We start from the raw sequence: 24,507 nt of genomic DNA, 5'->3' as shown, positions 1-24,507 counted from the left end.
AAGCGTAAATTGTTGTATTGCCAGACAATTATTGTGGACAATTCAAGCCCCCGGAAGCACACAGTTTTGCTTCCGGGAGCCCAACAGGCCATTAGCCCAGCAGCGAATACAGCAGCGCCGAGATAGCCACCAGACCGACAGCAACCACAAATACGTTGGACAGTTGCCCGCTGTATTTGCGCATGGCTGGCACCTTGCGGATCGCGTACATCGGCATCAGGAACAGAATAGCGGCAATCACCGGGCCACCGAGGGTCTCGATCATGCCGAGTATGCTCGGGTTAAGGGTCGCGACAATCCAGCAGATCACCAGCATGAACGCCGCGGTCATGCGGTCCAGAGCCTTGGCGCCCGGACGCATGCCGGTTCTGACGATCAAGCCCTTAAGCCCTTCGCTGGCCCCGATGTAGTGTCCCAAAAACGACTTGGCAATGGCAATGAAGGCAATCAGCGGCGCGGCGAAAGCGATGGTCGGGTTGCTGAAATGGTTGGCCAGGTACGACAGGATCGACAGGTTCTGCGTCTTGGCTTCGGCCAGTTGCGCCGGGGTCAGGGTCAGCACACAGCTGAATACGAAGAACATCACCATCACCACCATCAGCAGGTGGGCACGACAGAGGATTTGTCCGCTGCGCTCGTCAGCGTGCACGCCGTAGCGGCGTTTCTGGTCAACGGCAAAGGCCGAGATGATCGGCGAATGGTTAAACGAAAACACCATCACCGGAATGGCCAGCCACAGCGTGTGCAGAAACGCCGAACCCGATGGCATCTCGGTGGCGGTGCTGAGGATACCGCCGCTCCAGTGCGGGATCAGGAACACGGCCAGAAAGGCCAGAGCGACGATGAACGGGTAGACCAGCAGGCTCATGACCTTGACGGTGGCCTGCTCGCCGCAGCGCACAATGGCCAGTAGACCAAGAATGAGAACAAACGACAACACCAAACGCGGCGGTGGCTCGATATGCAGCTGGTGTTGCATGAAACTGCCGACAGTATTGGTCAGGGCCACGCTGTAGATCAGCAGAATCGGGAAGATGGCGAAGAAGTACAGCAAGGTGATCGAGGTGCCGGCACCGATACCGAAATGCTCTTCAACCACTTTGGTGATGTCGCCCCCCTCGCGCCCGGACAGCACGAAGCGGGTCAGCCCGCGGTGAGCGTAATAGGTCATCGGGAAGGCCAGCAACGCCAGGATCAGCAACGGCCAGAAGCCACCCAACCCGGCGTTGATCGGCAAGAACAGGGTTCCGGCGCCGATGGCCGTGCCAAACAGGCCCAGCATCCAGGTGGTGTCCTGACGGGCCCAGCTGCCAAGGGCGGCTGGGGTCGATTCAAAGCGTTGTTCAACGCTTGGGGCCTGCTCGTTCATCCGGGTGCAACTCCACTCGCAAACTGCAACAGGGCTGAGAGTGGCGAATCAGAGACGTCACCGCCTCTCAACCATATAAAGAGGGCGCGATTGTGCGCCCAATAGTTGCACCTTGAAAAGCCCTGGCCGACGGAGCGGTTGCACTATGGGGCACCGCGCGGATTTACCGGGACGCTGGACCGCCGCGCAGGACTGCGTAGCAGGCCCATTTATTGGTTCTTCACGGATTATCGGGGGGGGAAGATGCTGCGACTGCGACTGCGACTGCGACTGGCTTAGGGTGGGCTTATCCATTCAATGTGGCGAGGCTACCGGCCCCTTCCGCCCTTACGGCGGCCTACTTTTTTCTTGGAAAAAGTAGGCAAAACCGCTCGCTCCTGCATACGGCCCTACGCTACGCTCCGGGTCCCCTCGCTCCGGCACCCTCCGGGGCCACGCGGCCTACGACTTGCTTCGCCAAGTCTACGTCTCGCGTCTTCGGCTACGCCGAAGGTGCTACGCACTGCCCCTACTGGTACCTCCACTCAGCCTCCTGAAGTCGCAGACTGCGGCGCATGAACTTGCGCGTATGAAGATCAAGAGCAGTGCGAAGCGAAGCGAAGTATTGCACTGTTTTGTGGGAGCTGGTCTTGTCAGCGATGCAGATATTGCACAACACCTGACACTGCATCGATACCATCGGTGGCAAAACCGGCTCCTACAATTCATCAGCGGGCGTGCCCGCGATGGTGTCCGACTGTCCACTGCAAAGCTTGCGTTCGAAGATAACGCCGGCCCAGGCGCCGCCCGTAACTTCGCGACTTCAGGAGGCCGAGCGGAGGTGTCTGGAGGGGGTAGGTGCGCAGCACCCTTCGGCGTTAGCCGAAGACGCGAGACGTAGACTTGGCGAAGCAAGTCGTAGGCCGCGATCCCCCGGAAGGCACCGGAGCGAGGGGACCCGAAGCGCAGCGTAGGGCCGTATGAATGGAGCGAGCGGTTTTGCCTACTTTTTCCAAGAAAAAAGTAGGCCGCCGTAAGGGCGGAAGGGGCCGGTAGCCTCGCCAAATCGACTGGATAAGCTCACATCCTAAACACCCGAACCAGCACCAGCACATTCTCCCCACATTTCGTGAAGAACCCATTTTGGGGTGCCACCCCGCATCCCTTCGCGGCGGTCCGGCGTGCCGCTGACCCGCTCCCTCAGCGGCGATTAGGCCTGCACTGCCGCAATAGCCTCAGCCACCTGTTGCAGATTATCCGGACGCAGCCCGGACATGCACACCCGGCCGCTGTCAATCAGGTACACACCAAACTCATCACGCAGACGGCGAACCTGCTCAACCTTCAAACCGGTGTAGCTGAACATCCCGCGCTGGCTCAGGAAGAACTGGAAGTCCTGACCCGGCAGCAGCACTGCCAAGGCATCGACCAGGCCCTGACGCATCTCGAGGATACGCAGGCGCATCTGCTCCACTTCTGCCGCCCATTGGGCGTTAAGTGCTGCATCGCCGAGCACGGCCGCCACCAGTTGGGCACCGAAGTTCGGTGGGCTGGAGTAGTTGCGACGCACGGTGGCCTTGAGCTGGCCGAGGACGCTTTGCGCGGTGTCAGCATCGTCGCAGACCACCGACAGACCGCCTACCCGCTCGCCATACAGCGAAAAGATTTTCGAGAACGAGTTGCTCACCAGGCACGGCACACCGGCTCGGGCCATTTCACGGATAGCGTAGGCATCTTCAATCAGGCCTTCGCCAAAGCCCTGATAGGCTATGTCGAGGAACGGAATCAGGTTGCGCGCCTTGACCACTTCGATCACTTGTTGCCACTGCGCTTGACTCAGGTCGACCCCGGTCGGGTTGTGGCAGCAGGGATGCAGCAGCACGATGCTGTTGGCCGACAGGCCCTGCAGGGCGCCAAGCATACCGTCGAAATCCAGGCCTCGCGTGCCCTGGTCAAAGTACGGATAGGTGTTGACCTTGAAGCCTGCACCTTCAAAGATCGCCCGATGGTTGTCCCAGGTCGGGTTGCTGACCCACACCTGCGATTCAGGGAAATAGCGCTTGAGGAAGTCGGCACCGACTTTTAGCGCGCCGGAACCACCGACAGTCTGCACCGTCGCGACACGACCGCCCTGCACCGCTGGGTGCTCAGCGCCAAACAGCAGCGCCTGGATCGCCTGACGGTAGCTGTTCAGGCCTTCCATCGGCAGGTACAGCGAGGCCTCATGGGGCTGGCTGGCCATGCGCTTCTCGGCTTCGCCGACCGCAGCCAGTTGCGGCACCACACCTGCGGCATCGTAATACAGGCCGATACTCAAGTTGACCTTGTTGGCACGCGGATCGGCCTTGAAGGTCTCCATTAGGGAGAGAATCGGATCGCCGGCATAGGCATCGACATGTTTGAACACAGCGTGCAGCTCCTTGAGTCAGGACAGTTCGGAGAAAATGCTGTGCCGAGGATACCTGTACCTGAGGCGCAGGAACATGACCTGTGGTGCAACTGATTAATGCGTGGTTGCACAGTAATCTCATTGCGGGGCGACAACACAACTGCCCCGCGCCTCAGACTACACGGCCAAGGCCTGCAACTGCTCCAGTTCCTGTACGGTCAGCGTCACCCCCTGACGCGCCGATAACACTCGCTCGCGGAAACGCCGTTCGCCGGGCATCCGCTGCAACCCCACTGCCTGCATCTGTCGCACCAGTTCATGGCTGCGCTCGGCAAAGCAGTTACCCCCTGACTTGCTCGGGTCGATAACGATGATCAACTGCCCGGTCCACGGCGTTTTCGCCCCCGGATGCTGCGACCAGTCGAACTCCCAGGAGAAATGACCACCGGTCAGCGCAGCCGCCAGCAACTCGACCATCATCGACAGGGCTGAGCCCTTGTGCCCACCAAATGGCAACAACGCACCACCGTCGAGAATCTTCTGCGGGTCACGGGTCGGCTCGCCCTCGTTGTCCACACCAATGCCATCCGGGAGTTGCTCACCCTGGCGCGCAGCAATCTGCACATCGCCGTGGGCCATGGCGCTGGTGGCCATGTCGAAGACAATCGGATCACTGCCAGCGCAAGGCGCGGCAAAAGCAATCGGGTTGGTGCCAAACAGTGGCTGCCGGGCGCCATGAGGGACCACACAGGTCATGCTGTTGACCACACTCAGGGCCACCAAGCCTTCATCAGCAAAGGGCTCGACATCCGGCCAAAGCGCGGCGAAGTGGTGCGAGTTATGGATGGCCAACACCGCAATACCGGCACTGCGGGCCTTTTCTACCAGCAACGGACGAGCAGCGGCCAGCGCGGGCTGAGCAAAGCCACCCTTGGCGTCAACCCGCACATAACCACTGGCGACATCACTCACAGCAGGCTCGGCCTGACCGTTGACCCAGCCGCTGGCCAGGGTCGAGACGTAACCGGGTATACGGAACACACCATGGCTGTGAGCACCGTCGCGCTGAGCGCTGGCGCAGTTAAAGGCCAGATCGCGGGCAACCGCTTCGCTGGTGCCATGACGGACGAAAATGCGCTGCAGCAAGGCCTGCAGGTCAGCGAAGGCAATCTGCGTGACCGCAGTGTCGGGGTGTGCGGACATCTGAAGCTCCCTTATTGGATTTGGTATGGGCGACAGCAGTGAGCAATGGCGAAACTTTCCTCCTGTGACAGCAAACTGTCAAATATTGACTTGATGACAGAAAACATTCATTTTCTGTTGCCAAGTGCAACCGACCTCGAGAATTGCCCGTGAGCCAACCGATCAAGCAACGCCTGGAAAACAGCCTGCACCATGCAGCCGCTTCCGGCCGCAAGATCGCCAGCTACATGCTCGCCAACCTCACCGACCTGCCCTTCGAAACCTCGGCAAGCCTGGCGGCTAAAGTCGGCGTCAGCGAATCCAGCGTCGGGCGGTTCTGCCGGGCCTTGGGGTATGAACACCTCAAGGCGCTCAAACACGACCTCAAGGACGACCTCGGTGATGGCCCTTGGCTGGTGGGCGATCGGTTGCAAGAATTTCGCCAACAGCATGGCAAAGATGCCGCAGGCCTGGCCCGCAGCCTCGAGCAGGAAGTCGGGGCGCTGGTGCGGGTCTATGAATACAGCCGTACGACGGCCTGGGAGGCGGTCAGCCAGCGCCTGGCACAGCGGCCCAAGGTATTTGTCGCCGGTTTTCAGACCGAACGTGGCGTTGCCATGTGCATGGCCCACTTGCTGCAATACCTGCGTGACGGTGTGCAACTGGTCGATGGCAGCGCCGGGCATTTTGGTGAGGTGTTACTCAGCGACCCGGCCGATTGCGCCCTGGTGGTGTTCGAAGCGCGGCGCTATTCACGCCATGCCCTGAACCTGTGCCACAAAGCCCACCAAGCAGGCATCCCGGTCACCTTGGTGACTGACACCTTCTGTGACTGGGCCGATGCCAATGCCGCCGAGGTGTTTCGCATCCCCACCGAATTCAATCTGTTCTGGGAGTCCACCGCGACGATGCTGTCGTGGGTACACCTGATGGTCAACGAGGTCTGCAAGAAGCTCGGACCGGATGTTGAAAAACGCTTGGAAGCAACTGCTGCTCTACACAACGAATTCGTTGGCTACACGTCAGCGAGCAAACAATAGCAAGAGTGCATACAACAACAGATCGAGGTGTAACATGAAACCCGTTATCCGCTTTGCAGGCGCGTGCGCCCTGCTGCTCGCCGGCGCTACCCAGGTTCAGGCCGAAACCCTGAAGATTGCCACTGAAGGCGCTTACCCGCCGTTCAACTATGTCGATTCGGATAACCAGTTGCACGGCTTTGATGTCGATATCACCAAGGCCCTGTGCGAGCAGATGAAGGTGGAATGCACACTGGTGGCCCAGGACTGGGAAGGCATCATTCCGGCGCTGATGGCCAAGAAGTACGATGCGGTGGTCGCCTCGATGATCAATACCGAAGAGCGCCGCAAGAAGATCGCCTTCACCAATCACTATTACAAGACGCCACTGTCGGTCGCCGTTCCCAAAGACAGCGAGATCACCGACGCCCAGACTGACTTCAAGGGCTACACCGTCGGCGCGCAAGCCTCCTCGACCCAGGCCATTTACGCCGAAGACGTCTACGGCAAGGCCGGCGCTGACGTCAAACTCTACCCTACTCTCGATGAGGCCAACGCTGACCTCGCCGCCGGGCGCCTGGATGGCGTGATCGCCGACAAGTTCCCGCTGACCGAATGGCTGGGCAAGGCTGGCAAGGATTGCTGCAAGATCCTTGGCGACGTCAATGGCACCAAGGCCGACGCCTCGATTGCTGTGCGCAAGGAAGACGAAGCGCTGCGTGAGCGCCTGAACAAGGCGCTGGACGAAATCGTCGCCAACGGCACTTACAAGAAGATCGCCAGTCGTTACTTCGACTTCGATATCTATCAGTAATCCTGGCCCAGGCCACCTGTGGGCGCTGGCCTTGGTAGCGAAGCAGACACCGCGGACTGACTGACACCGCGTTGCTGCTATCGCTGGCAAGGCCGGCACCTACGAGGGTGCGCGTCTGTCTCGCAAGAGGGTTCGCCCATGCTCGAACAACTGTCCCTGTTATCCTTTGCCAGCGGCGGCTGGGGTCAGGCCCTGCTGGCCGGCGCGCTGGTGACCATTTCCCTGGCCCTGGCCTGCCTGCCCATCGGCTTGCCGCTTGGCCTGGGCGTGGCGCTAATGGCCCGTTCGCCCAAGCGTTTTCCACGCGCCGCTGCAACGATTTTTTCCACGGTATTCCGCGGCCTGCCGGAACTGCTCACGCTGCTGATCATTTACTACGGCTGCCAGATCGCCGCGCAAAAGATCCTCGCCGCCATGGGTTACGAAGGCGAAGTGCTGATCAACACTTTCCTCGCCGCCATGATCGCCTTTAGCCTGGTGTTCGCCGCCTTTTCCAGTGAGATCTGGCTGGGCGCCTTCAAGACTGTCGCCAAAGGGCAATACGAAGCCTCCCAAGCCCTGGGGCTGAGCAAGGCGACGACCTTTCGCAAGGTGATCTTTCCGCAACTGGTGCGCATAGCCATGCCGGGCCTGTCAAACAACTGGTTGTCGTTGCTCAAAGACACGTCGCTGGTGTCGACCATCTCCCTGGTTGACCTGATGCGCCAGACCAACCTGGCGGTCAGTGTGACCAAGGAGCCGATGTTCTTCTATGGTGTCGCCTGCCTGGGCTACCTGCTGTTTTCCGCCCTGTCGGGACGGGTCTTCGTCTTCATCGAACAGTACTTCAGTCGCCACCTGCGGAGTGCCCGGACATGAGTTTCGATCAACTGCTGGCACTGGTGCTGGACCCCGATCTGCTGGAGCGTTACGGCCCGCGCTTTATTGACGGCCTGCTGGTCACCGGCAAGCTGGTGGCGATTTCCTTCACCCTCGGCGCCCTGCTCGGCATGCTGCTGGCCTTGGCCCGGTTGTCCAACAACCTCGTGTTGCAGCGCCTAAGCGCCAGCTACATCTATTTCTTCCGCGGCTCGCCACTGCTGGCACAGCTGTTCTTGCTGTATTACGGCCTGGGTTCGTTCAAAGGCTTTTGGCAGGACGTGGGGCTGTGGTGGTTCTTCCGCGACGCCTGGTACTGCACCCTGCTGGCTTTCGTGCTTAACACCGCCGCTTATCAGGCCGAGATCTTTCGCGGCGCCCTGCTGGCGGTTGCCCCCGGCCAGTATGAAGCGGCCAAGGCGCTGAGCCTGAAACGTTCGACCACTTTCTTCAAAGTGATCCTGCCGCAATCGATGATCGTCGCCATCGGCCCTCTGGGCAACGAACTGATCCTGATGATCAAGGCCAGCGCGATTGCCTCGCTGGTGACCATCTACGACCTGATGGGCGTAACCAAACTGGCCTTCTCGCGCAGCTTCGATTTCCAGATTTACCTCTGGGCCGCGGTGCTCTATTTGCTGATCGTCGAGATCGTGCGCCGCAGCCTCAAACATATAGAAGCCCGACTGGGCCGCCACCTGCGCTGATCGCCTGCCTGTGAGGACTGTTCCAATGCATTGTCAAACCATCGTTCTGGGCGCCGGTATCGTTGGCGTCAGCACGGCCCTTCACCTGCAGGCTCGCGGTCGCAAGGTGATCCTCATCGACCGCGACGAGCCCGGTAGCGGCACCAGCCATGGCAACGCCGGCCTGATCGAGCGTTCCAGCGTGATCCCCTACGCCTTCCCTCGCGAGCTGTCGAGCCTGCTGCGCTACGGGCTCAATCGCCAGCCGGATGTGCGCTATAGCCTGACCCATATCCCCAAGGTCGCGCCCTGGCTGTTCAAGTACTGGCAAAACTCTTCTGCAGCCGGTTTGGCCGTCGCCACCCGTGCGATGTTGCCGTTGGTCCAACGCTGCGTGGAAGAACATGACGCACTGATCGATGCCGCCGGGCTTGGCGACCTGGTCAAGGCCAGCGGCTGGATCGAGGTGTTTCGCAACGACGCCGCCTTCAGCAAGGCCAAGGCGGATGCGCAGGCACTCGCACCGTATGGCCTACGCTACGAAACACTTGAGCGCAAACAACTGCATGAGCGCGAAACAGACCTCAGCGACAACGTGGTCGGCGGTATTCACTGGCTCGACCCCAAGACCGTCACCAACCCCGGCGGCCTGACCCGCGGCTACGCGGCACTGTTCGTCAAACGTGGCGGCCAGTTTATCCATGGCGATGCCCGCACCCTGCGCCAGGTCGCCAGTGAATGGCAGGTGGACAGCCGCCAGGGCCCAATCACCGCGCCGGAGGTGGTGATTGCCCTTGGTCCGCAATCGGCTGACGTGTTCAAACCGTTGGGCTACCGCATTCCACTGGAAATCAAACGCGGCTACCACATGCATTACCAGGGCCATGCTGGCGCTGAACTCAAGCATTCGATCTGCGATGCCCAGGGTGGTTATGTGCTCGCACCGATGGCCCAAGGCATACGCCTGACCACCGGTATCGAATTTGCCGCCAGCAATGACGCCGCCAATGAAATCCAGCTCAAACGCTGTGAAGTATTGGCCCGCAAGATCTTCCCCCTCGGCCAGCGCCTGGACGCCAAGCCCTGGCTGGGGCGGCGGCCGTGCCTGCCGGACATGCGCCCGGTGATCGGCCCGGCAGCCCGGCACAAAGGCCTGTGGTTCAACTTCGGCCATGCCCATCACGGCCTGACCCTGGGGCCAGTCAGCGGCCGTCTGCTGGCCGAGATGCTCACCGGCGAAACAACCTTTACCGACCCTGCGCCCTACAGCGCGGCACGCTTCAACTGATTGCGGGAGAATAACAACATGACCGCTTCACTGAGCCTTGCAGCAAGCACCCCTGCTCCACACACCGATCCGCGCAAAGTCGTGGTCAGCATCGAGGGTTTGAACAAGCACTATGGCGCCTTCCATGTGCTACGCGACATCAACCTGAACGTGCGCGAAGGTGAGCGTATCGTCCTGTGCGGGCCTTCCGGCTCGGGAAAATCCACGCTGATCCGTTGCATCAACCGCCTGGAAATCGCTGAGAAAGGGCAAATCCGCGTCAACGACACCGACCTTGCCCTGACCACCCGTCAAGCTGCCGATGTGCGCAGTGAAATCGGCATGGTGTTCCAGCACTTCAACCTGTTTCCGCACATGAGTGTGCTGGACAACTGCACCCTGGCACCGATGAGTGTGCGCGGCCTGTCGCGCAAGGACGCCGAGGAACGCGCACGGTTCTACCTGAACAAGGTGGGGATCGAGAGCCAGGCCAACAAATACCCCAGCCAGCTTTCCGGTGGCCAGCAACAACGCGTGGCGATTGCGCGGGCGCTGTGCATGAAACCGAAGATCATGCTGTTTGACGAGCCCACCTCGGCGCTCGACCCGGAGATGGTTGCCGAAGTACTGGACGTGCTGGTCAAGCTCGCTGACACCGGTATGACCATGCTCTGCGTGACCCACGAGATGGGTTTTGCCCGGCAGGTGGCAGAACGGGTGCTGTTTCTCGATGGCGGGCAGATTATCGAAGACGCCAGCCCTGAAGCGTTTTTTAACAACCCACAGAGTGCACGGGCCAAGGGGTTTCTTGCACAAATTCTGCACTGAACCGCGTGGGCTGCACTGCAGCCCATCGCTACACTGTCAACTATAATTAACCGATAAAAACCTTGGGAGCACCGGCTGGCAAGGCCTGCATAGCGTTAATTGCATTCAAGCAATGACAGGCTTCCTCCGCGCAATCTGAAGTCGTTTGACATATTAAACGGCTCTGGCAAGCTGTATGACAGGTTTCGACCGGAAACACTGGCCCTCTGCGCCATTCCGGCAGTGCTCGAAACCTCAGGTAGCGCAAAGGTTTTAGTGCGCGCCTGCACAATAATGACAGGCCGCGCCTGTCCCAAGGTGACATATGCCCAACAGCAACATTGGCAATAAGAAACAAACCCTTCGCAAACCCGTCGTGCTGATGACCATGGGCGCCCAAGAGCGCAAAGGTCACAACTATCAGGTCATGACCCACAAATACATCGTGCCGCTGGTTGAACATGCCGGTTGCGTACCGGTACTGGTACCGACCTGCTGCGGCGTCGACGAGCTCGAAACCTACCTGGACATGGCCGATGGTGTTTACTTGACCGGTGCCGGTAGCAATATCGATCCGGCGCTGTACGGCCAGGAGAACGAAACCCCAGGCAAAGCCCAGGACCGCGATCGCGACCTGTTCGACCTGCCACTGGTCAAACGGGCAATCGAGCGTGGCCTGCCGATCTTCGGCATCTGCCGTGGCATGCAGGAAATCAACGTAGCCCTGGGTGGCGATATCTACCAGAAGGTCTACGCCGAAACGGGCTTCAACGATCACCGGGAAAACCCCGACGATCCGGTCGACGTGCAATACAGCGCTGTTCACAGCGTACGTCTGGAGCAAGGCAGCTGGTTGCAGAAGTTGCTGCAAAGCGACGAGATCCGCGTCAACTCGCTGCACGGTCAGGGCCTGAAAAACCTCGGTAAAGGCATTGAGCCACTGGCGCGCGCGGAAGATGGCCTGGTAGAGGCTATCCATGCCCCAAGCCTGTCGCCTTTCTTGTTCGCCGTGCAATGGCACCCGGAATGGCAAGCTGCGCAGAACCCGGACTCGGTGAAGATGTTCGAGGCCTTCGGTGAAGCCTGCCGCCAGCAAGTGGCCAAGGCTCAAGGCGTGAAGAAGTACAGCACAGCTGCCTGATTCACTGTAATCGCGCAGGCCAACCCCTACACAAACTCAGTGACTGTCTAATGCTGAGGGTGTGGGGCTGGCCTTGCCAGCGATTCAGACACCGCGCAACAGCTGCCTGCGCGCCGCTCCCATCGCCAGCAAGGCTGGCTCCCACATCAAAGCAGCGCGCTGTTTTGATGATTCTAATCAATAGCGTTTAACCGCCAACACGCGCACCCTGAACGAAGACTGCACGACCCAGCCACGCACACCTGCTCAGGAGAAATGGCCATGTCCCGCATGAAAGCGGCAATCTTCGTTGAAAAGAACCGTATTGTTCTGGATGAAAAACCTATCCCCGAGGTAGGCCCTTCCGACGCGCTGCTGCGCATCACCACTACCACCCTGTGCGGCACCGACGTGCATATCCTGCGCGGTGAGTACCCCGTCGCCAAAGGCCTGACCATCGGTCATGAGCCGGTGGGCATCATTGAAAAGCTCGGAAGTCAGGTCCAGGGGTTCACTGAGGGCCAGCGGGTTATCGCTGGCGCCATCACCCCCAGTGGCCATAGCTACGCCTGCCTGTGTGGCTGTGCGTCTCAGGATGGGCCCGGTACGCCCCACGGATTTCGCCCTGCCGGCGGCTGGAAGTTCGGTAACACCATCGATGGTTGTCAGGCCGAGTACGTGTTGGTGCCCGATGCCATGGCCAACCTCTCGCCCATTCCCGACGGCCTGAGCGATGAACAGGTGCTGATGTGCCCGGACATCATGTCCACCGGGTTTTCCGGTGCCGAGCGCGGCGGCGTACGCATTGGTGACACGGTGGCGGTGTTCGCCCTGGGTCCCATTGGCTTGTGCGCCGTTGCCGGGGCTCGCTTGATGGGCGCAACCACTGTTATCGGGGTCGACACCGTTGCCGCACGCCTGACCGTCGCCCGCCAGTTGGGCGCCACCCATGTAGTGGATTTCAAGCAGGGCAATGTGGTGGAGCAAATCATGGCCCTGACCCGCGGTCGCGGTGTGGATGTGGCCATTGAAGCATTGGGCACCCAGTCGACCTTTGAGTCTGCCCTGCGTGTTTTGCGCCCCGGCGGTACTCTGTCGAGCTTGGGCGTGTATTCGTCAGACCTGACCATCCCGCTTTCGGCGTTTGGCGCGGGCTTGGGCGACTACAGCATCGTCAGCACTCTGTGCCCCGGTGGCAAGGAGCGGATGCGGCGGTTGATGGAAGTGGTCGGCAGTGGCAGCGTCGACCTCAAGCCCTTGGTCACCCACCGCTTCAAGCTCGACGATATCGAAGCCGCCTACGAGTTGTTCGCGCACCAGCGCGATGGCGTGATGAAGGTCGCGATCACTCCTTAAACCCTGACAAGGCTCACGCCTGCGGTCCCAGCAGGCGTGGCGACCAGTCCTCCACTGCAGCTTTTTCCAGGCGGCGCTCAAGAGTGCGCCGCCAGGAAGGCGCCAGGGGCAATTCCAGGCACTGGCGAATCACCGCTACATCCACCTGCTTGTCGAACAACACCGCTGACAAGCGCGCCACCGACCAGTGCGGATGCGGACGAGCAATTAACTCAAATGATGCCCCCGCGGCCAGCACACCCTCCTCCAGCACTCGGTAATACCAGCCTGTACGCCCCGTCTGTTGAACTCGTAGCGACATGTCCTTGACCCCAAAACGATCATTGAGCTTCCAGCACGGCATGCGCCCCTGGGAGATCTCCAACAATGCCGTGCCCACGCGAAAACGATCACCCAGGCATACCGTCTGTTCGGTGCAGCCATAGGTGCTGAAGTTTTCACCAAAGGCGCCTGGTGCTTGCAACAACGTCTGCGCGCCCAGCTCGCCAGCCCACAGTGCATAGTGCTCGCGTGGGTAGTGGTGGATGGCCTTGTCCTTGCCACCGTGGACCCGCAGGTCACCCTGCTCGTCGCCGCCCAGGCCAAGCTCGTTCACCGTCAGCTCGCCGGTGCGCAGTTGCTTATCAATGGCGCTGCAGGAGCCTGGCCGGGTGTAGGCCACGGCCTTGCCGGTCAGTACCGCGTCAAGTGTGAAGGGGGTGGCGGTCATAGGCACTTACTCCGTCGTTTCGGCGAGCTGATGCTCGCGGCAAATCAATTCGCGCTCGGCTGCGGCCAATGGCTCCTGGGTCAGTTGGCAAAAGCCTCCAGTGGCAGTCTTGCGATGAAATCGGCAGGTCTTGCACAGGCCGAAGCCCGGTACGTTTTCCTGGCGCTGGATAGTGCGCAGCAATTCGCCGAGCAAACGCTCCAGATCCTGACCACGCGCCCCCATCCGCGCATTCGCTGTCGCGAGAAAGTCCGGGGGCATCACCGCCGCGAGCAACGCCCGCGCAGGTGCAGTCAGGCTCAGGTGCACGCTGCGTTTGTCTGCCGCATCCTGCGTTTTGCTGATCAGACCTTTGCCTTCCAGTGCCTTGAGCGATTGCGAGACTGTGCCCTTGGTCAACCCCAGGTACTCAGTGACCGCCAGCGGCGTATTCGAATAGCGGTTGCAGCGCGCCAGGTACAACAAAGCACTCAGCTGTATTGGCTGCAGGTCGGCCAGCAGCGGGTGCTGGCGAAACCAGACGCGGGTCAGGCTCGACAGCCTTTCCAACAGGTCGAATAGCACGTCAGGCGGTCTCGAATGAAGATGGCGATAAATAGTATCGAATAAAAACTATATTGACAAAGGCCAGGACAAGAACGCGGCGCAGCCCAGGGGCGGGCCGCGCCGACGACAGGCATCGGTTCGCCTCTGGGCAAAAGCCCGCACACATCGCTATGCTGGAGGTCATGAACGCCTCCGTGCCAACCCGCACCCCCTGCCCGCCCGGCGCCTGTGATTGCGGCCGTGAAACGCTGCAGGACACACGCATCCTGTTGCTTACCCGGCAAGAGGAAAAACGCCTGCTCGAACGCCTGGAAAACCTGCAGAGCCTGGCCGACCTTGAGCACATGCAACGCAAGCTCTACGAGAACCTGGGCATTCGCCTGCAGATCAGCCCCAGCGATAATGAAGTGCGGACCATGCGCGGTTTCACCATCCAACTCGAAGCACTGCCGGGCTTGTGTCGCAAGACCCGGCAGAGTATCCCGGCGGCCATTCGCCGGGCCCTGGAGCGGCAGCCGGAAATTGCCTATCGGCTGTTGGACGCTCAAGACTTGTTGCGCGATGCCTGATACAAACATGTCCACACTGAGCAAGCGTATTTACTCCACGCTGAAAGTACGCAAGCGATCGGTTTAACTTCTCCCATCACAGGACCACAGGATTGATGCTCATGCTTACCGCGCGCGAGGTCTACCAACAATTGCGCGACGCCGCCCAGGGCATTCGCCCTTTACGCCGCCTGGGTGCAGAAGTCGATATTGACGGTTGGCGCATGACACTGGACTTCGACGGCGCTCGCCTGCATCACTGTCTGCGTTGTCAGAGTGTCGATGGCCGCCAGGGTTCGCTCGACAGTTGGCCCCGCGATACCGACCCGGTCAGCTTGCTCAGTACCTGGGAATTGGCTCAGATCGAACACCTGCTGGTTACCGCACCGACAACCACCCAGCCAGCGCGCACATAATCACCACCTGCCAAGGTGGCAGCTTCCAGACCATCAGCGCCATCAATGCGACCAGGGCCAGAACAACATCCTGTGGCTGGACGATGGCAGTGATCCACACGGACTGATAGAGCGCCGCCAGCAGCAGCCCCACCACCGCTGCATTGAAGCCCTGCATCGCCGCCTGCATGCGCAGGTTGCGCCGCATCTGCTCCCAGAACGGCAACGTGCCAAACACCAGAAAGAACGATGGCGCAAAGATCGCAACCAGGCACAGCAAGCCTCCCAGCCAACCCGACGGTGCGCTTTGCATGGAGGCGCCGAGAAACGCAGCGAAAGTGAACAGCGGTCCAGGCATCGCTTGGGTAATGCCGTAGCCGGCAAGGAACGTTTCATTGCTGACCCAGCCACTTGGCACTACCTCGGCCTGCAGCAGGGGCAGCACCACATGACCACCGCCGAACACCAGCGCGCCACTGCGGTAGAACGCAGCCAGTAAACTAAGGGTCTGGCTGGACCAGAGCGCGTTCAGCAGCGGTAAACCCATCAGCAGTATAAAAAACAGCGTTAGCCAGTACAGCCCGGCGCGGCGGCTGACCGTGACGGGCAAGGCGTCGTGGTCCGCGGGTTGATCCGGCTTAAAGATGAACAGCCCCAGTACACCCGCCACTGCAATCACCCCCACCTGCATCCAGGCGGACGGCATCAGCAACACCCAGCAACTGGCCACGACCATCACGGTGATACGCGGTAAATCCGGGCAAAGGTTGCGCCCCATGCCCCACACCGCCTGGGCGACAATCGCCACCGCGGCGACTTTCAAGCCATGAACGATGCCATCGGGCATCGCCTGGCCGGCCTCGGTAATGCCCTGCGCAATGAGCATCAGGGCCAGCGCCGAGGGCAATGTAAAGCCGACCCAGGCGGCCAGTGCGCCACGATAGCCCGCCTGCGACAGCCCCAAGGCGATACCGACCTGACTGCTGGCGGGGCCGGGCAAGAACTGACAGAGCGCGACCAGGTCCGCGTAGCCACGCTCGCTTAGCCAGTGGCGGCGCGTCACGAATTCAGTACGAAAATAGCCAAGATGGGCAACCGGTCCGCCGAAGGACGTCAGCCCCAAACGCAGAAAAATCAGAAAGACCTGCCAAGGACGGCATTGTTCGGTGGAGGGCATCGATTGTTCTTCTCAAAGCAGCAAGTTGAACAATAGATCATCCAGCGTAATGGCGCACCGAGACGTAGCCGCTGCCGCCAGGCTGCGATCGGGCGTGAAACGGCCGTCATCAAGCTCATCACTGTGCCTGGATGACGACTGCTTCGCAGCCGATCGCAGCCTGGCGGCAGCGGCTACGGCCCGTCAGAAGGTCTTGTTGGCGCTGACCACCACCGTGGCCGAACACAGGTCGTCATAGCCGTACCAACTGACGCACTCACTTTTCGACAGGTCCGTGTCGATATAGCTCAGCCCCCAGGTGATACCGACAAACTCACGGGTCAGCTTGGCTTGCCACTCATAATAGGTTTCACGGTTATCCCCGCTGGCAGACCAGAACGCCGGATCCTTCACATCATTGCGCCCTGCTCGCAACTCCAGCCCCACCTCTCCTGGCAAGGCAACGTTGTAACCCACGTAGCTGTACAACGTATCCTGATCCTTACCAAACGCATTCGGTGAGTCGCTCGAATAATAGGCGCCAAGCTTGAACCCATACAGGTCAAGGATCGCGTAGACCTCGCTCATGTTGAACTGGCCTTCCTTCGGATAGCTGTACTTGAGGTAACCGAGGTCGAGGCTGATGGCGTCGGTCGCCTGCCAGTACCAACCGGCGTAGTAATCCACTTCCTGGCGCGTCTTATAGTCGAAGCCATAGTCGACATTCGAGGTCCAGGACCCCAGGTACAAACCGCTGCCGTGGATCAGCGTCGCACCCGCCTGCAACGCCGGATCGCCAAGGGTTTGTGAAACCCCACGAGAGCGATAGTCACTGACCGCATCCAGGGTCAGTTCCAGGCTGAAGTCATCGTTCATGGTCAGGGCCTGGCAGGTCAAGGGCGCCAGCAGCAGGCTGGCGAGAGAGCAAATGGCACGTGCGTTCATACAAAACCCTTATTGTTATCGGTGTACGGGCAGATTCGTGCAGACGAAACCGGGCCCCTTGCAGGGCAAGGCGCCAGGGTTCGTCGGGGAGAGCGGTCAGGACGCGGGGGCGTACACCTGTTTGCCGGCGAAGAAGGTCTTCAGCACTTGAGTTTCAAACAGTTCATCGTCGCTGACCTTGAACACATCACGATCAAGGACGATCAGGTCAGCCTGCTTGCCGGGGGCCAGCGAACCAATCTGCTGATCCAGGCGCAGGGCCTTGGCGGCATTGAGGGTGTAGGCCTGGAACATCAGCTGGCGATCAACGCTTTCCTTGGCGTTGAGCACCCCCAGCGGCCCTTTGCGGGTGCTGGCCTGGGCAATGGCGTTCCATGGGTTAGGGCTGGACACCGGCCAATCACTGGCACCGGCAATCACCGCACCCGCCTGCTGCAGGGAGTGAGCCGGGTACTGGTAGCCATAGGCCGAGGCGCTAATGTACGGCTTGACTAACTCGACGGTGTAATTCTCTCCAGTGGCCCAGAGCAATTGCATGGAAGCAATCACACCCAGTTGCTTGAAGCGTGGAAAGTCCTTGGGGTCGACCACTTGCAAGTGGCTGATACTGTGCACCTTGTCAGAGTGGTTGAGCTTGCGTGCAAACTCAACGCTATTGAGAGACTCGCGCACTGCACGATCGCCAACCGCGTGCATGTGGACGATCCAGTCACGTTTTTCGGCTGCCACCACCAACTCGCCGAAGTGCGCAGGTTCAATCAGCAATTGGCCATCTTTTTTGCTGTTCTTGTAGGGTTCAAGCATCGCAGCGGTCTGCCCGGGGTACTCCAACACACCATCAACGAACACCTTGATACCCGGGAAACTCAGGTTGGGCACGCCTTCAAACTTCTTCATTACCTTGGCCAGTACTTCAAGGTCAGCAGGCTTGCTCTTGGGGTTGGCGATCATCAAGGCAGCGACATGGGCGTTGAGCTCGCCCTTCTCGGCCAGCGCGCGGTACAGCGGCAACACGCCGTAGCTTTGTTCGGTGGCTTTGAAATCAAACAGCGAATCGTCGCTGCCGGCGTTGGAGGCCGCGTCCATCCAGGCCGTGACACCGTACTGATTGTTGATCTTCACCGCTTCACGGGCGGCCTTGAGCATGAATTCCTCACTGGCGGCCGGCACCTCGCTACGCACCTGGTCCCAGCGCGACTCGGCAAAATACCCATTGGGGGTAAAGTCAGCCTCGTGACCGACGTAGCTGCGGTCCTGCTCCGATAGGCCCTTGACCATTGCCGCATCGATCTTCAAGCGTTTGAGCATGGCGTTGTTGGCCCACCCCGTGTGACCGTCGATGCCGTTGAGCACCAGTGGCTGGTCTGCCCAGCGCCCCTGATTGAACACCTGCCCCAGCTCACGGCTTTTCTCCCAATACGCCGAACTCGTGCCGGCAATGCTGATGACATCACCGGCGCGTCCCCGGCCTTCTTTGACTTCGGCCAGTATCCATTGCTCCAGCTCCGCTACTGGCTTGACTTCATCTTCCAGGTTGGCGCCGAGGCTGGCGAAGCCACCGGCGATCGGATGGCTGTGAGTATCGATCATGCCGGGCATCAACACCTTACCCGCCAAATCGATACGCTGGGTGTTGGCATCGGCCAAGGCATTGATTTGGGCATCACTACCCACTTGCAGAATCTTGCCATCCTTGACCGCCACCGCTTGCATCAGGGCTTGGCCGGGCTCGGCGGTATATACCTTGCCGTTGACCAGCACCAGGTCGGCAGCAGCCAGCGCCTGCAGGGAGGAAAAGGCCAGTGTGGTGGCCAACAGCGTGGGAATAAATCGTTGCATCGGAACGCTCTCTTGTTTTTATCAGGGCTGGTCACACCCTATCGTGCGCAACAAAAGAACGGACCTCTGCAAATGAGGAGGGTCAGACGGTTTTTTCACTCCCGGACAGCCCTGAGCGCAAGGCGGACCCCAACTCCACCTTGCTCTTGACCCCTAGCTGCGCATAGCAATTGCGCAGGTACGTGCGCACCGTGGCCGGGCTCAGTGACAGTATTCGAGCGATTTCCTTGTAGGAGTGGCCCGCGGCGAACAGCATCGCGGCGGTGCGTTCCCTTGGTGCCAGCGTTACCCCCGCAGACGGCGCTTCAAGTGACAAAATCACATGACTGGCATTCGGGCTCAGGGTCAATGCACAACGCCCAAGGCGCATCACACAGGGGACTTTGTGCAACTGTTCGATAACCGCAGGCGGTAACAGCGAACCACCCCAGCCGGGTACCTCTCTTTCAATCGCCGCACACAGACGTGCACCAATGTACAACAGGCTTCCGTCCAGGCGGGCAACGCCAAAATCACTCGCAGCACTGCCCACATCCAGGCGAATCATGTCTTGCACCTGGAAACGCCACAGCTGCAGCAAGTGATCGCAGAAAGCGGAAAACAGCACCTCCTCATTGAGGTCGAACGCCACCTCGTCCACGCCGCGGTACAAGCAGACAAAAAAATTCAGCCCGCTCTCAGGCAATTCGAAGGTGATGCACATCAGGTGGTAGAGGTCATAGCGGCGGGCAAACACGTTGACCGCCTCTACCGGGTCGGTGAACTCGCTGTCCCGCAACACTCGCCCCGGCCTTGCCAGGGTGTCGTGGGCGAAGCTATCGAAGCCGGCCACGTATCGCCATTCATTGGCGAACGAAGCCGGCAGGTCAATGCGTCCGTGCATCCAGCTACGGGGCGGGACGCTGGCACTGATGCCGGACATCTCCCCCCACCAGGCTGACGCGAAGGGCACCAGTTGGCGGAACGCCTGCAAGCCGTCGGCGATGAAGTCGGTGCCTCCGCGCTCCCGCGCCAGGCACGCCAACTGCAGGACACAACGGTTGAACGCCTGCAGCGTTGCTATCGACAACGGCGCAGCGCGGGTGTGCTCAGTCAGCTTTGTTTGCACGATGCCACTCAATACACCGCTCCCACCGGATAGACAAACGCGTTCACGTCGTAGAACGGCGTACGCTGGTAAAACCACTGCAAGCGAGCACTCGGGCTGGCAGCAAAGTCCTTGTCGGCCTTGAGTTTCTTCTCGAACTCGGCCTTGAGTGCCGGGCTTTCGGCGAGCATCTTGCGCGCCATCGGCTCCATCACGTACTCCTCCGGCTCTTCAGCCACCACCAGAGTCGAGTTGAAGAAGCCCCAGGCCCAGAACGAATCCGGGCTTTCGGGGTACAGCAGGTTGACAGCCAAGACACCCAACGGTTGATCAAGGTCGACCACCACTGAACCTGCCGGGAACGTCTGCAGCCGCTCGAACGGCTTGGCCACCCCACTGACCAGCAGACGCCCTTCGTAGCCAGGGATCTGATTGACTTGCGCGCGATCGGGTTCAAATCCACCGGCCACCTTGACCTCATCCATACGGTACAGGGTGACCGCCAGCGCCGTGGGCTTGTCCAGGGTGGTCATCTGAATGCCATGAGCCTTGAGCCGGGCGATCACCTCGCGCCATTGCGCTGGCACCACATACTGCTGGGGGCGTTTGGTCACCAAGTCCGGCTCGGTGTTGCCGGTTACCGGCACATTGAGTTGTTTGGGCTTGTTGCTCCAGACAATGGTTTTGGCCCCGGTGATCGGCGACTGCTCGTAGCGATAGTCGCCGACACTGAACGGCGTGGTCTGGGCTTTGCCCGGTTTCCAGGTGAGCGTCACGTCCTGTTGCGTTTCTGCCCGTTCACGGTCTTGACGAATGGCCTCCTTGAGCGATGCTGACTGCTCGCCAATCACCTGAAACATGCTGTTGAGCATCACATAGTTGCCCAGCACCTGGGTCTGGTAGGGATGCAAGGCATGCTGTTCGATGAGAATCGAGGGGACGTTGCGAATGTCACCGTATTGGTTGGAAAACCGGGCGAGGTCGGTACGGTACGGGTAGTAGCCCTGCGTCGGGTCCTGGTTGTCGTTGAGGCTGATGCACTCATGCACCACATGCCCTTCCTTCTCCAGCGCCTGGTACACCGGCGCCCGCATGACACTGTCCATCCAGGCACTGCTGGCCGGCGACCAGCCGTTGCCGTTATGGCAATAGGAGCTGTCGTAGGGGTACATGGCGCCGTCGGTGGAGTGGGTATCGGCAAAAAAGCTCAGGTCGTAGGTGTTGAATACCCAAGCGACGTTGCGGATTTCGGCACTGTCGAGCTTGGTGAAGTCGCGGTTGAGGTTGAAGTTCAGGCCGTTAACCCGCCACCCGGTTTCCTGCGGGCCGTTCTGGTTGATCCGCCCATAGGCACTGCGGCGCAGGTCACCGTCGATGTTGACCGTGGGGATAAACAGGATGTTGACCTTCTCCAGCACGCTGGCCAGAGGCTTGTCACCCGTGGTCATGTCACGCAGCAACATGAACATGGCGTCCTTGCCATTGGCTTCACCCGGGTGAATCTCGGCCTCGACGAAGATTGTCGGCTTGCCCGATTCATTGAGCCCAGCCGGCGACTTGTCGACTTCCAGCGAGGCAATGGCCATGATCATAGGATGACCTTCGGCGCTTTTTTCCGGCAGTTCGTGCAGCACGACACTGCCCCCGGAAGCAGCAACCAGTTTGTTCAGGTACGCGCGTGTCTGCTCGTAGTTGCTGGTCTGGTTGAAACCGCTGGCTTCGGCCACAGTGATCAGCGGGTCGTCTGCCTTGGCAAGGTAACGCGTGCTGGTCAGGGTCTGCGCGAACATGGGCGGCAGAATGCGCTGCTTGGCTGCCGGAGAATAGCCGCTATCGTCAATGTAGGACGGGGCGCTGGGTAAGGCCGCCAGCGCCGGCAGGCTGGTAGTGATCAACATCGCGACACACAGAGGCTGCAAAAGCGGGTGTTTCATGATCTATCCCTATCATGAGTGGCAGACGCCACCATAAACCACAATGCCAGCCCAGACGAGGGTCATGCTGCGATGATCAACAACCTGTTTAGCGCTGTTCCCGTTGTGGCGGCTCTGGAACACTTCGAGACCGAGCCCTGCCGGGTTCTGGTATGACCAGCCGCACGCCCACTGTGTGGCTGGCGGTGCATTTTGGTGACGTGTAATTGCCTTCATGACCACCTGTAGCCGCTGCCGCCAGGCTGCGATAGGGCGTGAAACGGCCGTCACTCAGGCCCATCCCTGTAACAGGATGACGACTGCTTCGCAGCCGATCGCAGCCTGGCGGCAGCGGCTACGAGTCACGTCAGGCTCAGGTAGGGCTGCTCTTCGCCCGGGCTGCGGTTGAAATGGCGCTTGTACTCGCGGCTGAACTGCGAGGTGCTCTGATAGCCCACACGATGCGCCACCTGTGCCACCCCCAAGCCTTCGCCGATCAGCATCTGTTGCGCCTTGAGCAGGCGTAACCGCTTGAGGTACTGCATCGGCGAGAGCAGCGTGCTGCGCTTGAAGTGCTCATGAAAGGCCGAGGCGCTCATGTTGGCGCAGCTGGCCAACGCTTCGACACTCAACGGCTCGGCGTAATGCTCACGCAGGTGGTTGAGTGCTGCAGCAATGCGGGCGAAGTGCCCATGCTGCTCGACCAGGGCGCGTAACACCCCCGCTTGCGGGCCGCGCAGGGCCACATACAACACTTCACGCACCCGTGCAGCGCCCATCACCTGGCTGTCGAGCGGATCCTGCAGGCAGCGCAGCAACCGCTCGACACTGTCACGCATGGCCTCATCGAGCACTGCCGAGGTCATTGACTCCGGGGTTTGCGCCTTGATCGCCTGATCCGGCGCCCGGCCCATGCTCTGCACCAATTCCCCCAGCACAATACGGTCAATCGCCACGGCCACCCCCAGTAGTGGCGCTTGCGGTGTGGCGAAGGTCTCGCACATGAACGGTACCGACAGCGCCTGTACCAGGTAGTGACCGGCCCCATATTCCAGGGTGCGCGGCCCTAACCGCGCCAGTTTGCTGCCCTGGGCCAGAACCATCAGGCTCGGTTCATAAATCTGCGGGCTGCTGGCCACGTAGTCGTAGGCCGAGACCACCTGGACCTGCGGCAGGTGGGTGTCGACAAAGCCCGGGCGCGAGGCCAATGAACGAATCAAGGCACACAGGGTGGCATTGGCATCAACGTGACGGGTCAGTTGCATGGTGAACCTGGACGGAGGAATAGACACTGGCATCATCGCAGCTTCGTGGCCTGCTGTACGTAAACGCCGACCAAGTACGGAGCTTTAGGCATGACAGGCGGAGGAATGACGATGGGCAACCTCCCTGCCCCTGCGGACAATGGCCAGCATTCACTGTTGATCGCTTTGCAGAGGCAATTATGTACACAGCTATCGGTTACGCCGCCCAGTCCGCTACCGCCCCCCTCGCCCCCATGACCTTCCAGCGCCGCGCCCTGCGCCCTGACGATGTGGCGATCGAGATTCTCTACTGTGGTGTGTGCCACTCCGATATCCATCAGGCCCGCAATGAATGGGGCATTGCCGTCTACCCGCTGATGCCGGGTCACGAGATCGTCGGCAAGGTCACCGCCGTGGGCGCCAATGTCAGCCGTTACCAGGTCGGCGACAGCGTTGGCGTCGGCTGCATGGTTGATTCCTGTCAGCACTGTGAAGCCTGCCGCGCTGATCTTGAGCAGTACTGCCTGGAAGGCCCGACCCTGACTTACGCCAGTCCTGACCGTATTGACGCCAGCAACACCATGGGCGGCTACTCCAACAGCATCGTGGTCAGCGAGCGTTTCGTCCTGCGTATCCCTGCCGCCCTCGACCTGGCCAATGCCGCGCCGATTCTCTGCGCGGGCATCACCACCTACTCGCCGCTTAAACACTATGGTGTCAAGCCCGGTGACCGCGTCGGTATTCTCGGCATGGGTGGCCTGGGTCATATGGGTATCAAGTTCGCCAAGGCCATGGGCGCTGAAGTCACCCTCTTCACCCGCTCGCCAAGCAAGGCTGAGGAAGCCCGGCGCCAGGGTGCCGATCATGTAATCGTATCGACCGATGAGGTGCAGATGCAGGCCGCCGCCGAGCATTTTGATTTCCTCCTCGACACCATTCCGGTCCAGCACGACCTGAACCCTTACTTGCAGACCCTGAAGTTTGACGGTGTGCACATTCTGGTGGGTTTGATCGAGCCTGTGGACCCTGCCCTGCACGCGGCGAATCTGGTGATGAAGCGCCGGGTATTGGCCGGCTCATTGATTGGCGGCATCGCCGAAACCCAGGAAGTGCTGGAGTACTGCGCTGAACATGACATTCGCTGCGATATCGAGATGCTCGATATCCGTCATATCAACGAGGCCTACAGCCGGATGATTGCTGGTGATGTGAAGTACCGTTTCGTGATTGATATGGCGACGCTCAACGCTTGAGGGCCATTTGCACAATGATCTGTAGC

The 24,507-nt window shown here is 60.3% G+C and carries 22 protein-coding genes; 11 read left to right on the top strand and 11 right to left on the bottom strand.

Annotated elements, in window-relative coordinates; all coding sequences use genetic code 11:
- Positions 1-91 precede the first annotated feature (91 nt).
- The 3 genes from CX511_RS12370 to CX511_RS12360 form a co-directional block, all read right to left on the bottom strand.
- A complete protein-coding gene (locus tag CX511_RS12370; RefSeq protein WP_045190080.1) occupies positions 92-1,369 on the bottom strand; it encodes a serine/threonine transporter in 1,278 nt (425 codons plus the stop codon).
- Positions 1,370-2,558: 1,189 nt separating this feature from the next.
- Positions 2,559-3,755, bottom strand: a complete 1,197-nt coding sequence (locus tag CX511_RS12365; protein ID WP_045190082.1) for an amino acid aminotransferase — start codon at positions 3,753-3,755, stop codon at positions 2,559-2,561.
- Between the two features lie 159 nt (positions 3,756-3,914).
- Entirely contained in the window at positions 3,915-4,940 is a 1,026-nt protein-coding gene (locus tag CX511_RS12360; protein ID WP_045190084.1) for an Ldh family oxidoreductase, read from the bottom strand.
- Positions 4,941-5,089: 149 nt separating this feature from the next.
- On the opposite strand from CX511_RS12360, the gene CX511_RS12355 reads away from it, so the two are divergent.
- The 8 genes from CX511_RS12355 to CX511_RS12320 all read left to right on the top strand — a co-directional run bounded on the left by CX511_RS12355 (position 5,090) and on the right by CX511_RS12320 (position 12,846).
- On the top strand, positions 5,090-5,959 hold the full coding sequence (locus CX511_RS12355) for a MurR/RpiR family transcriptional regulator (RefSeq protein ID WP_045190086.1): 870 nt from the start codon (positions 5,090-5,092) through the stop codon (positions 5,957-5,959).
- Between the two features lie 34 nt (positions 5,960-5,993).
- Positions 5,994-6,752: a transporter substrate-binding domain-containing protein gene (locus tag CX511_RS12350; protein WP_045190088.1), complete on the top strand. Its 759-nt coding sequence runs from the start codon at positions 5,994-5,996 to the stop codon at positions 6,750-6,752.
- A gap of 138 nt (positions 6,753-6,890) precedes the next feature.
- Positions 6,891-7,610 (top strand): ABC transporter permease, encoded by a 720-nt coding sequence (locus CX511_RS12345; RefSeq protein ID WP_045190090.1) that lies wholly within the window; start codon positions 6,891-6,893, stop codon positions 7,608-7,610.
- Complete coding sequence (locus CX511_RS12340) at positions 7,607-8,317, top strand: ABC transporter permease (RefSeq protein ID WP_045190092.1); 711 nt, start codon at positions 7,607-7,609, stop codon at positions 8,315-8,317. The genes CX511_RS12345 and CX511_RS12340 overlap by 4 nt, the downstream gene beginning before the upstream one ends.
- Before the next feature lie 25 nt (positions 8,318-8,342).
- Positions 8,343-9,584: an NAD(P)/FAD-dependent oxidoreductase gene (locus tag CX511_RS12335; protein ID WP_101291977.1), complete on the top strand. Its 1,242-nt coding sequence runs from the start codon at positions 8,343-8,345 to the stop codon at positions 9,582-9,584.
- Positions 9,585-9,602: 18 nt separating this feature from the next.
- Positions 9,603-10,391 carry an amino acid ABC transporter ATP-binding protein gene (locus CX511_RS12330; RefSeq protein ID WP_045190096.1) on the top strand — a complete coding sequence of 263 codons (789 nt, stop codon included), beginning with the start codon at positions 9,603-9,605 and terminating at the stop codon, positions 10,389-10,391.
- Positions 10,392-10,695: 304 nt separating this feature from the next.
- The gene (locus CX511_RS12325) at positions 10,696-11,511 is read left to right on the top strand and encodes a gamma-glutamyl-gamma-aminobutyrate hydrolase family protein (RefSeq protein WP_101291978.1); all 816 of its coding nucleotides are present in this window, start codon (positions 10,696-10,698) and stop codon (positions 11,509-11,511) included.
- Between the two features lie 261 nt (positions 11,512-11,772).
- Entirely contained in the window at positions 11,773-12,846 is a 1,074-nt protein-coding gene (locus CX511_RS12320; protein WP_045190100.1) for an NAD(P)-dependent alcohol dehydrogenase, read from the top strand.
- Between the two features lie 13 nt (positions 12,847-12,859).
- Here the strand turns inward: CX511_RS12320 and CX511_RS12315 are convergent, their stop codons facing one another.
- Together CX511_RS12315 and CX511_RS12310 are read right to left on the bottom strand one after the other, a co-directional pair.
- Positions 12,860-13,555, bottom strand: a complete 696-nt coding sequence (locus CX511_RS12315; RefSeq protein ID WP_045190102.1) for an MOSC domain-containing protein — start codon at positions 13,553-13,555, stop codon at positions 12,860-12,862.
- Between the two features lie 6 nt (positions 13,556-13,561).
- Complete coding sequence (locus CX511_RS12310) at positions 13,562-14,119, bottom strand: MarR family winged helix-turn-helix transcriptional regulator (RefSeq protein ID WP_045190104.1); 558 nt, start codon at positions 14,117-14,119, stop codon at positions 13,562-13,564.
- A gap of 164 nt (positions 14,120-14,283) precedes the next feature.
- Here CX511_RS12310 and CX511_RS12305 point away from each other — a divergent pair, with 164 nt between their 5' ends.
- Positions 14,284-14,670 carry a hypothetical protein gene (locus CX511_RS12305; RefSeq protein WP_045190106.1) on the top strand — a complete coding sequence of 129 codons (387 nt, stop codon included), beginning with the start codon at positions 14,284-14,286 and terminating at the stop codon, positions 14,668-14,670.
- Positions 14,671-14,765: 95 nt separating this feature from the next.
- A complete protein-coding gene (locus CX511_RS12300) occupies positions 14,766-15,065 on the top strand; it encodes a DUF7693 family protein (protein WP_101291979.1) in 300 nt (99 codons plus the stop codon).
- Here the strand turns inward: CX511_RS12300 and chrA are convergent.
- The 6 genes from chrA to CX511_RS12270 form a co-directional block, all read right to left on the bottom strand.
- Positions 15,028-16,221 (bottom strand): chromate efflux transporter, encoded by a 1,194-nt coding sequence (gene chrA / locus CX511_RS12295; protein WP_101291980.1) that lies wholly within the window; start codon positions 16,219-16,221, stop codon positions 15,028-15,030. The two genes, CX511_RS12300 and chrA, sit on opposite strands and share 38 nt — an antisense overlap.
- 183 nt (positions 16,222-16,404) lie before the next feature.
- Positions 16,405-17,145 carry a TorF family putative porin gene (locus CX511_RS12290; protein WP_101291981.1) on the bottom strand — a complete coding sequence of 247 codons (741 nt, stop codon included), beginning with the start codon at positions 17,143-17,145 and terminating at the stop codon, positions 16,405-16,407.
- A gap of 96 nt (positions 17,146-17,241) precedes the next feature.
- Entirely contained in the window at positions 17,242-18,984 is a 1,743-nt protein-coding gene (locus CX511_RS12285; protein WP_045190115.1) for an amidohydrolase, read from the bottom strand.
- An 82-nt stretch (positions 18,985-19,066) separates the two neighbouring features.
- Positions 19,067-20,092, bottom strand: coding sequence for a helix-turn-helix transcriptional regulator (locus tag CX511_RS12280; RefSeq protein WP_231353413.1), 1,026 nt, complete (start codon positions 20,090-20,092; stop codon positions 19,067-19,069).
- Between the two features lie 8 nt (positions 20,093-20,100).
- On the bottom strand, positions 20,101-22,005 hold the full coding sequence (locus CX511_RS12275; RefSeq protein ID WP_101291982.1) for a M14 family metallopeptidase: 1,905 nt from the start codon (positions 22,003-22,005) through the stop codon (positions 20,101-20,103).
- A 341-nt stretch (positions 22,006-22,346) separates the two neighbouring features.
- The gene (locus tag CX511_RS12270; RefSeq protein ID WP_101291983.1) at positions 22,347-23,249 is read right to left on the bottom strand and encodes an AraC family transcriptional regulator; all 903 of its coding nucleotides are present in this window, start codon (positions 23,247-23,249) and stop codon (positions 22,347-22,349) included.
- 179 nt (positions 23,250-23,428) lie between these two features.
- Here CX511_RS12270 and CX511_RS12265 point away from each other — a divergent pair, with 179 nt between their 5' ends.
- Positions 23,429-24,481: an NAD(P)-dependent alcohol dehydrogenase gene (locus CX511_RS12265; protein WP_045190123.1), complete on the top strand. Its 1,053-nt coding sequence runs from the start codon at positions 23,429-23,431 to the stop codon at positions 24,479-24,481.
- Positions 24,482-24,507: the final 26 nt, after the last annotated feature.

Origin of the sequence: Pseudomonas sp. S06B 330 (genome assembly GCF_002845275.2) — a bacterium.
Taxonomy (GTDB): domain Bacteria; phylum Pseudomonadota; class Gammaproteobacteria; order Pseudomonadales; family Pseudomonadaceae; genus Aquipseudomonas.
The sequence above is the reverse complement of the archived record's forward strand: the minus strand, read 5'-3'. Positions and strand labels throughout refer to the sequence as shown.

What these genes read in the sequence shown, in the direction of transcription:
- CX511_RS12325 (WP_101291978.1), top strand. Translation starts at nt 10,696, where the DNA reads ATGCCCAACAGCAACATTGGCAATAAGAAACAAACCCTTCGCAAACCC.
- CX511_RS12305 (WP_045190106.1), top strand. Translation starts at nt 14,284, where the DNA reads ATGAACGCCTCCGTGCCAACCCGCACCCCCTGCCCGCCCGGCGCCTGT.
- CX511_RS12335 (WP_101291977.1), top strand. Translation starts at nt 8,343, where the DNA reads ATGCATTGTCAAACCATCGTTCTGGGCGCCGGTATCGTTGGCGTCAGC.
- CX511_RS12345 (WP_045190090.1), top strand. Translation starts at nt 6,891, where the DNA reads ATGCTCGAACAACTGTCCCTGTTATCCTTTGCCAGCGGCGGCTGGGGT.
- CX511_RS12270 (WP_101291983.1), bottom strand. Translation starts at nt 23,249, where the DNA reads ATGCAACTGACCCGTCACGTTGATGCCAATGCCACCCTGTGTGCCTTG.
- CX511_RS12290 (WP_101291981.1), bottom strand. Translation starts at nt 17,145, where the DNA reads ATGAACGCACGTGCCATTTGCTCTCTCGCCAGCCTGCTGCTGGCGCCC.
- CX511_RS12265 (WP_045190123.1), top strand. Translation starts at nt 23,429, where the DNA reads ATGTACACAGCTATCGGTTACGCCGCCCAGTCCGCTACCGCCCCCCTC.
- chrA (WP_101291980.1), bottom strand. Translation starts at nt 16,221, where the DNA reads ATGCCCTCCACCGAACAATGCCGTCCTTGGCAGGTCTTTCTGATTTTT.
- CX511_RS12370 (WP_045190080.1), bottom strand. Translation starts at nt 1,369, where the DNA reads ATGAACGAGCAGGCCCCAAGCGTTGAACAACGCTTTGAATCGACCCCA.
- CX511_RS12300 (WP_101291979.1), top strand. Translation starts at nt 14,766, where the DNA reads ATGCTCATGCTTACCGCGCGCGAGGTCTACCAACAATTGCGCGACGCC.
- CX511_RS12320 (WP_045190100.1), top strand. Translation starts at nt 11,773, where the DNA reads ATGTCCCGCATGAAAGCGGCAATCTTCGTTGAAAAGAACCGTATTGTT.
- CX511_RS12285 (WP_045190115.1), bottom strand. Translation starts at nt 18,984, where the DNA reads ATGCAACGATTTATTCCCACGCTGTTGGCCACCACACTGGCCTTTTCC.
- CX511_RS12315 (WP_045190102.1), bottom strand. Translation starts at nt 13,555, where the DNA reads ATGACCGCCACCCCCTTCACACTTGACGCGGTACTGACCGGCAAGGCC.
- CX511_RS12275 (WP_101291982.1), bottom strand. Translation starts at nt 22,005, where the DNA reads ATGAAACACCCGCTTTTGCAGCCTCTGTGTGTCGCGATGTTGATCACT.
- CX511_RS12350 (WP_045190088.1), top strand. Translation starts at nt 5,994, where the DNA reads ATGAAACCCGTTATCCGCTTTGCAGGCGCGTGCGCCCTGCTGCTCGCC.
- CX511_RS12330 (WP_045190096.1), top strand. Translation starts at nt 9,603, where the DNA reads ATGACCGCTTCACTGAGCCTTGCAGCAAGCACCCCTGCTCCACACACC.
- CX511_RS12340 (WP_045190092.1), top strand. Translation starts at nt 7,607, where the DNA reads ATGAGTTTCGATCAACTGCTGGCACTGGTGCTGGACCCCGATCTGCTG.
- CX511_RS12360 (WP_045190084.1), bottom strand. Translation starts at nt 4,940, where the DNA reads ATGTCCGCACACCCCGACACTGCGGTCACGCAGATTGCCTTCGCTGAC.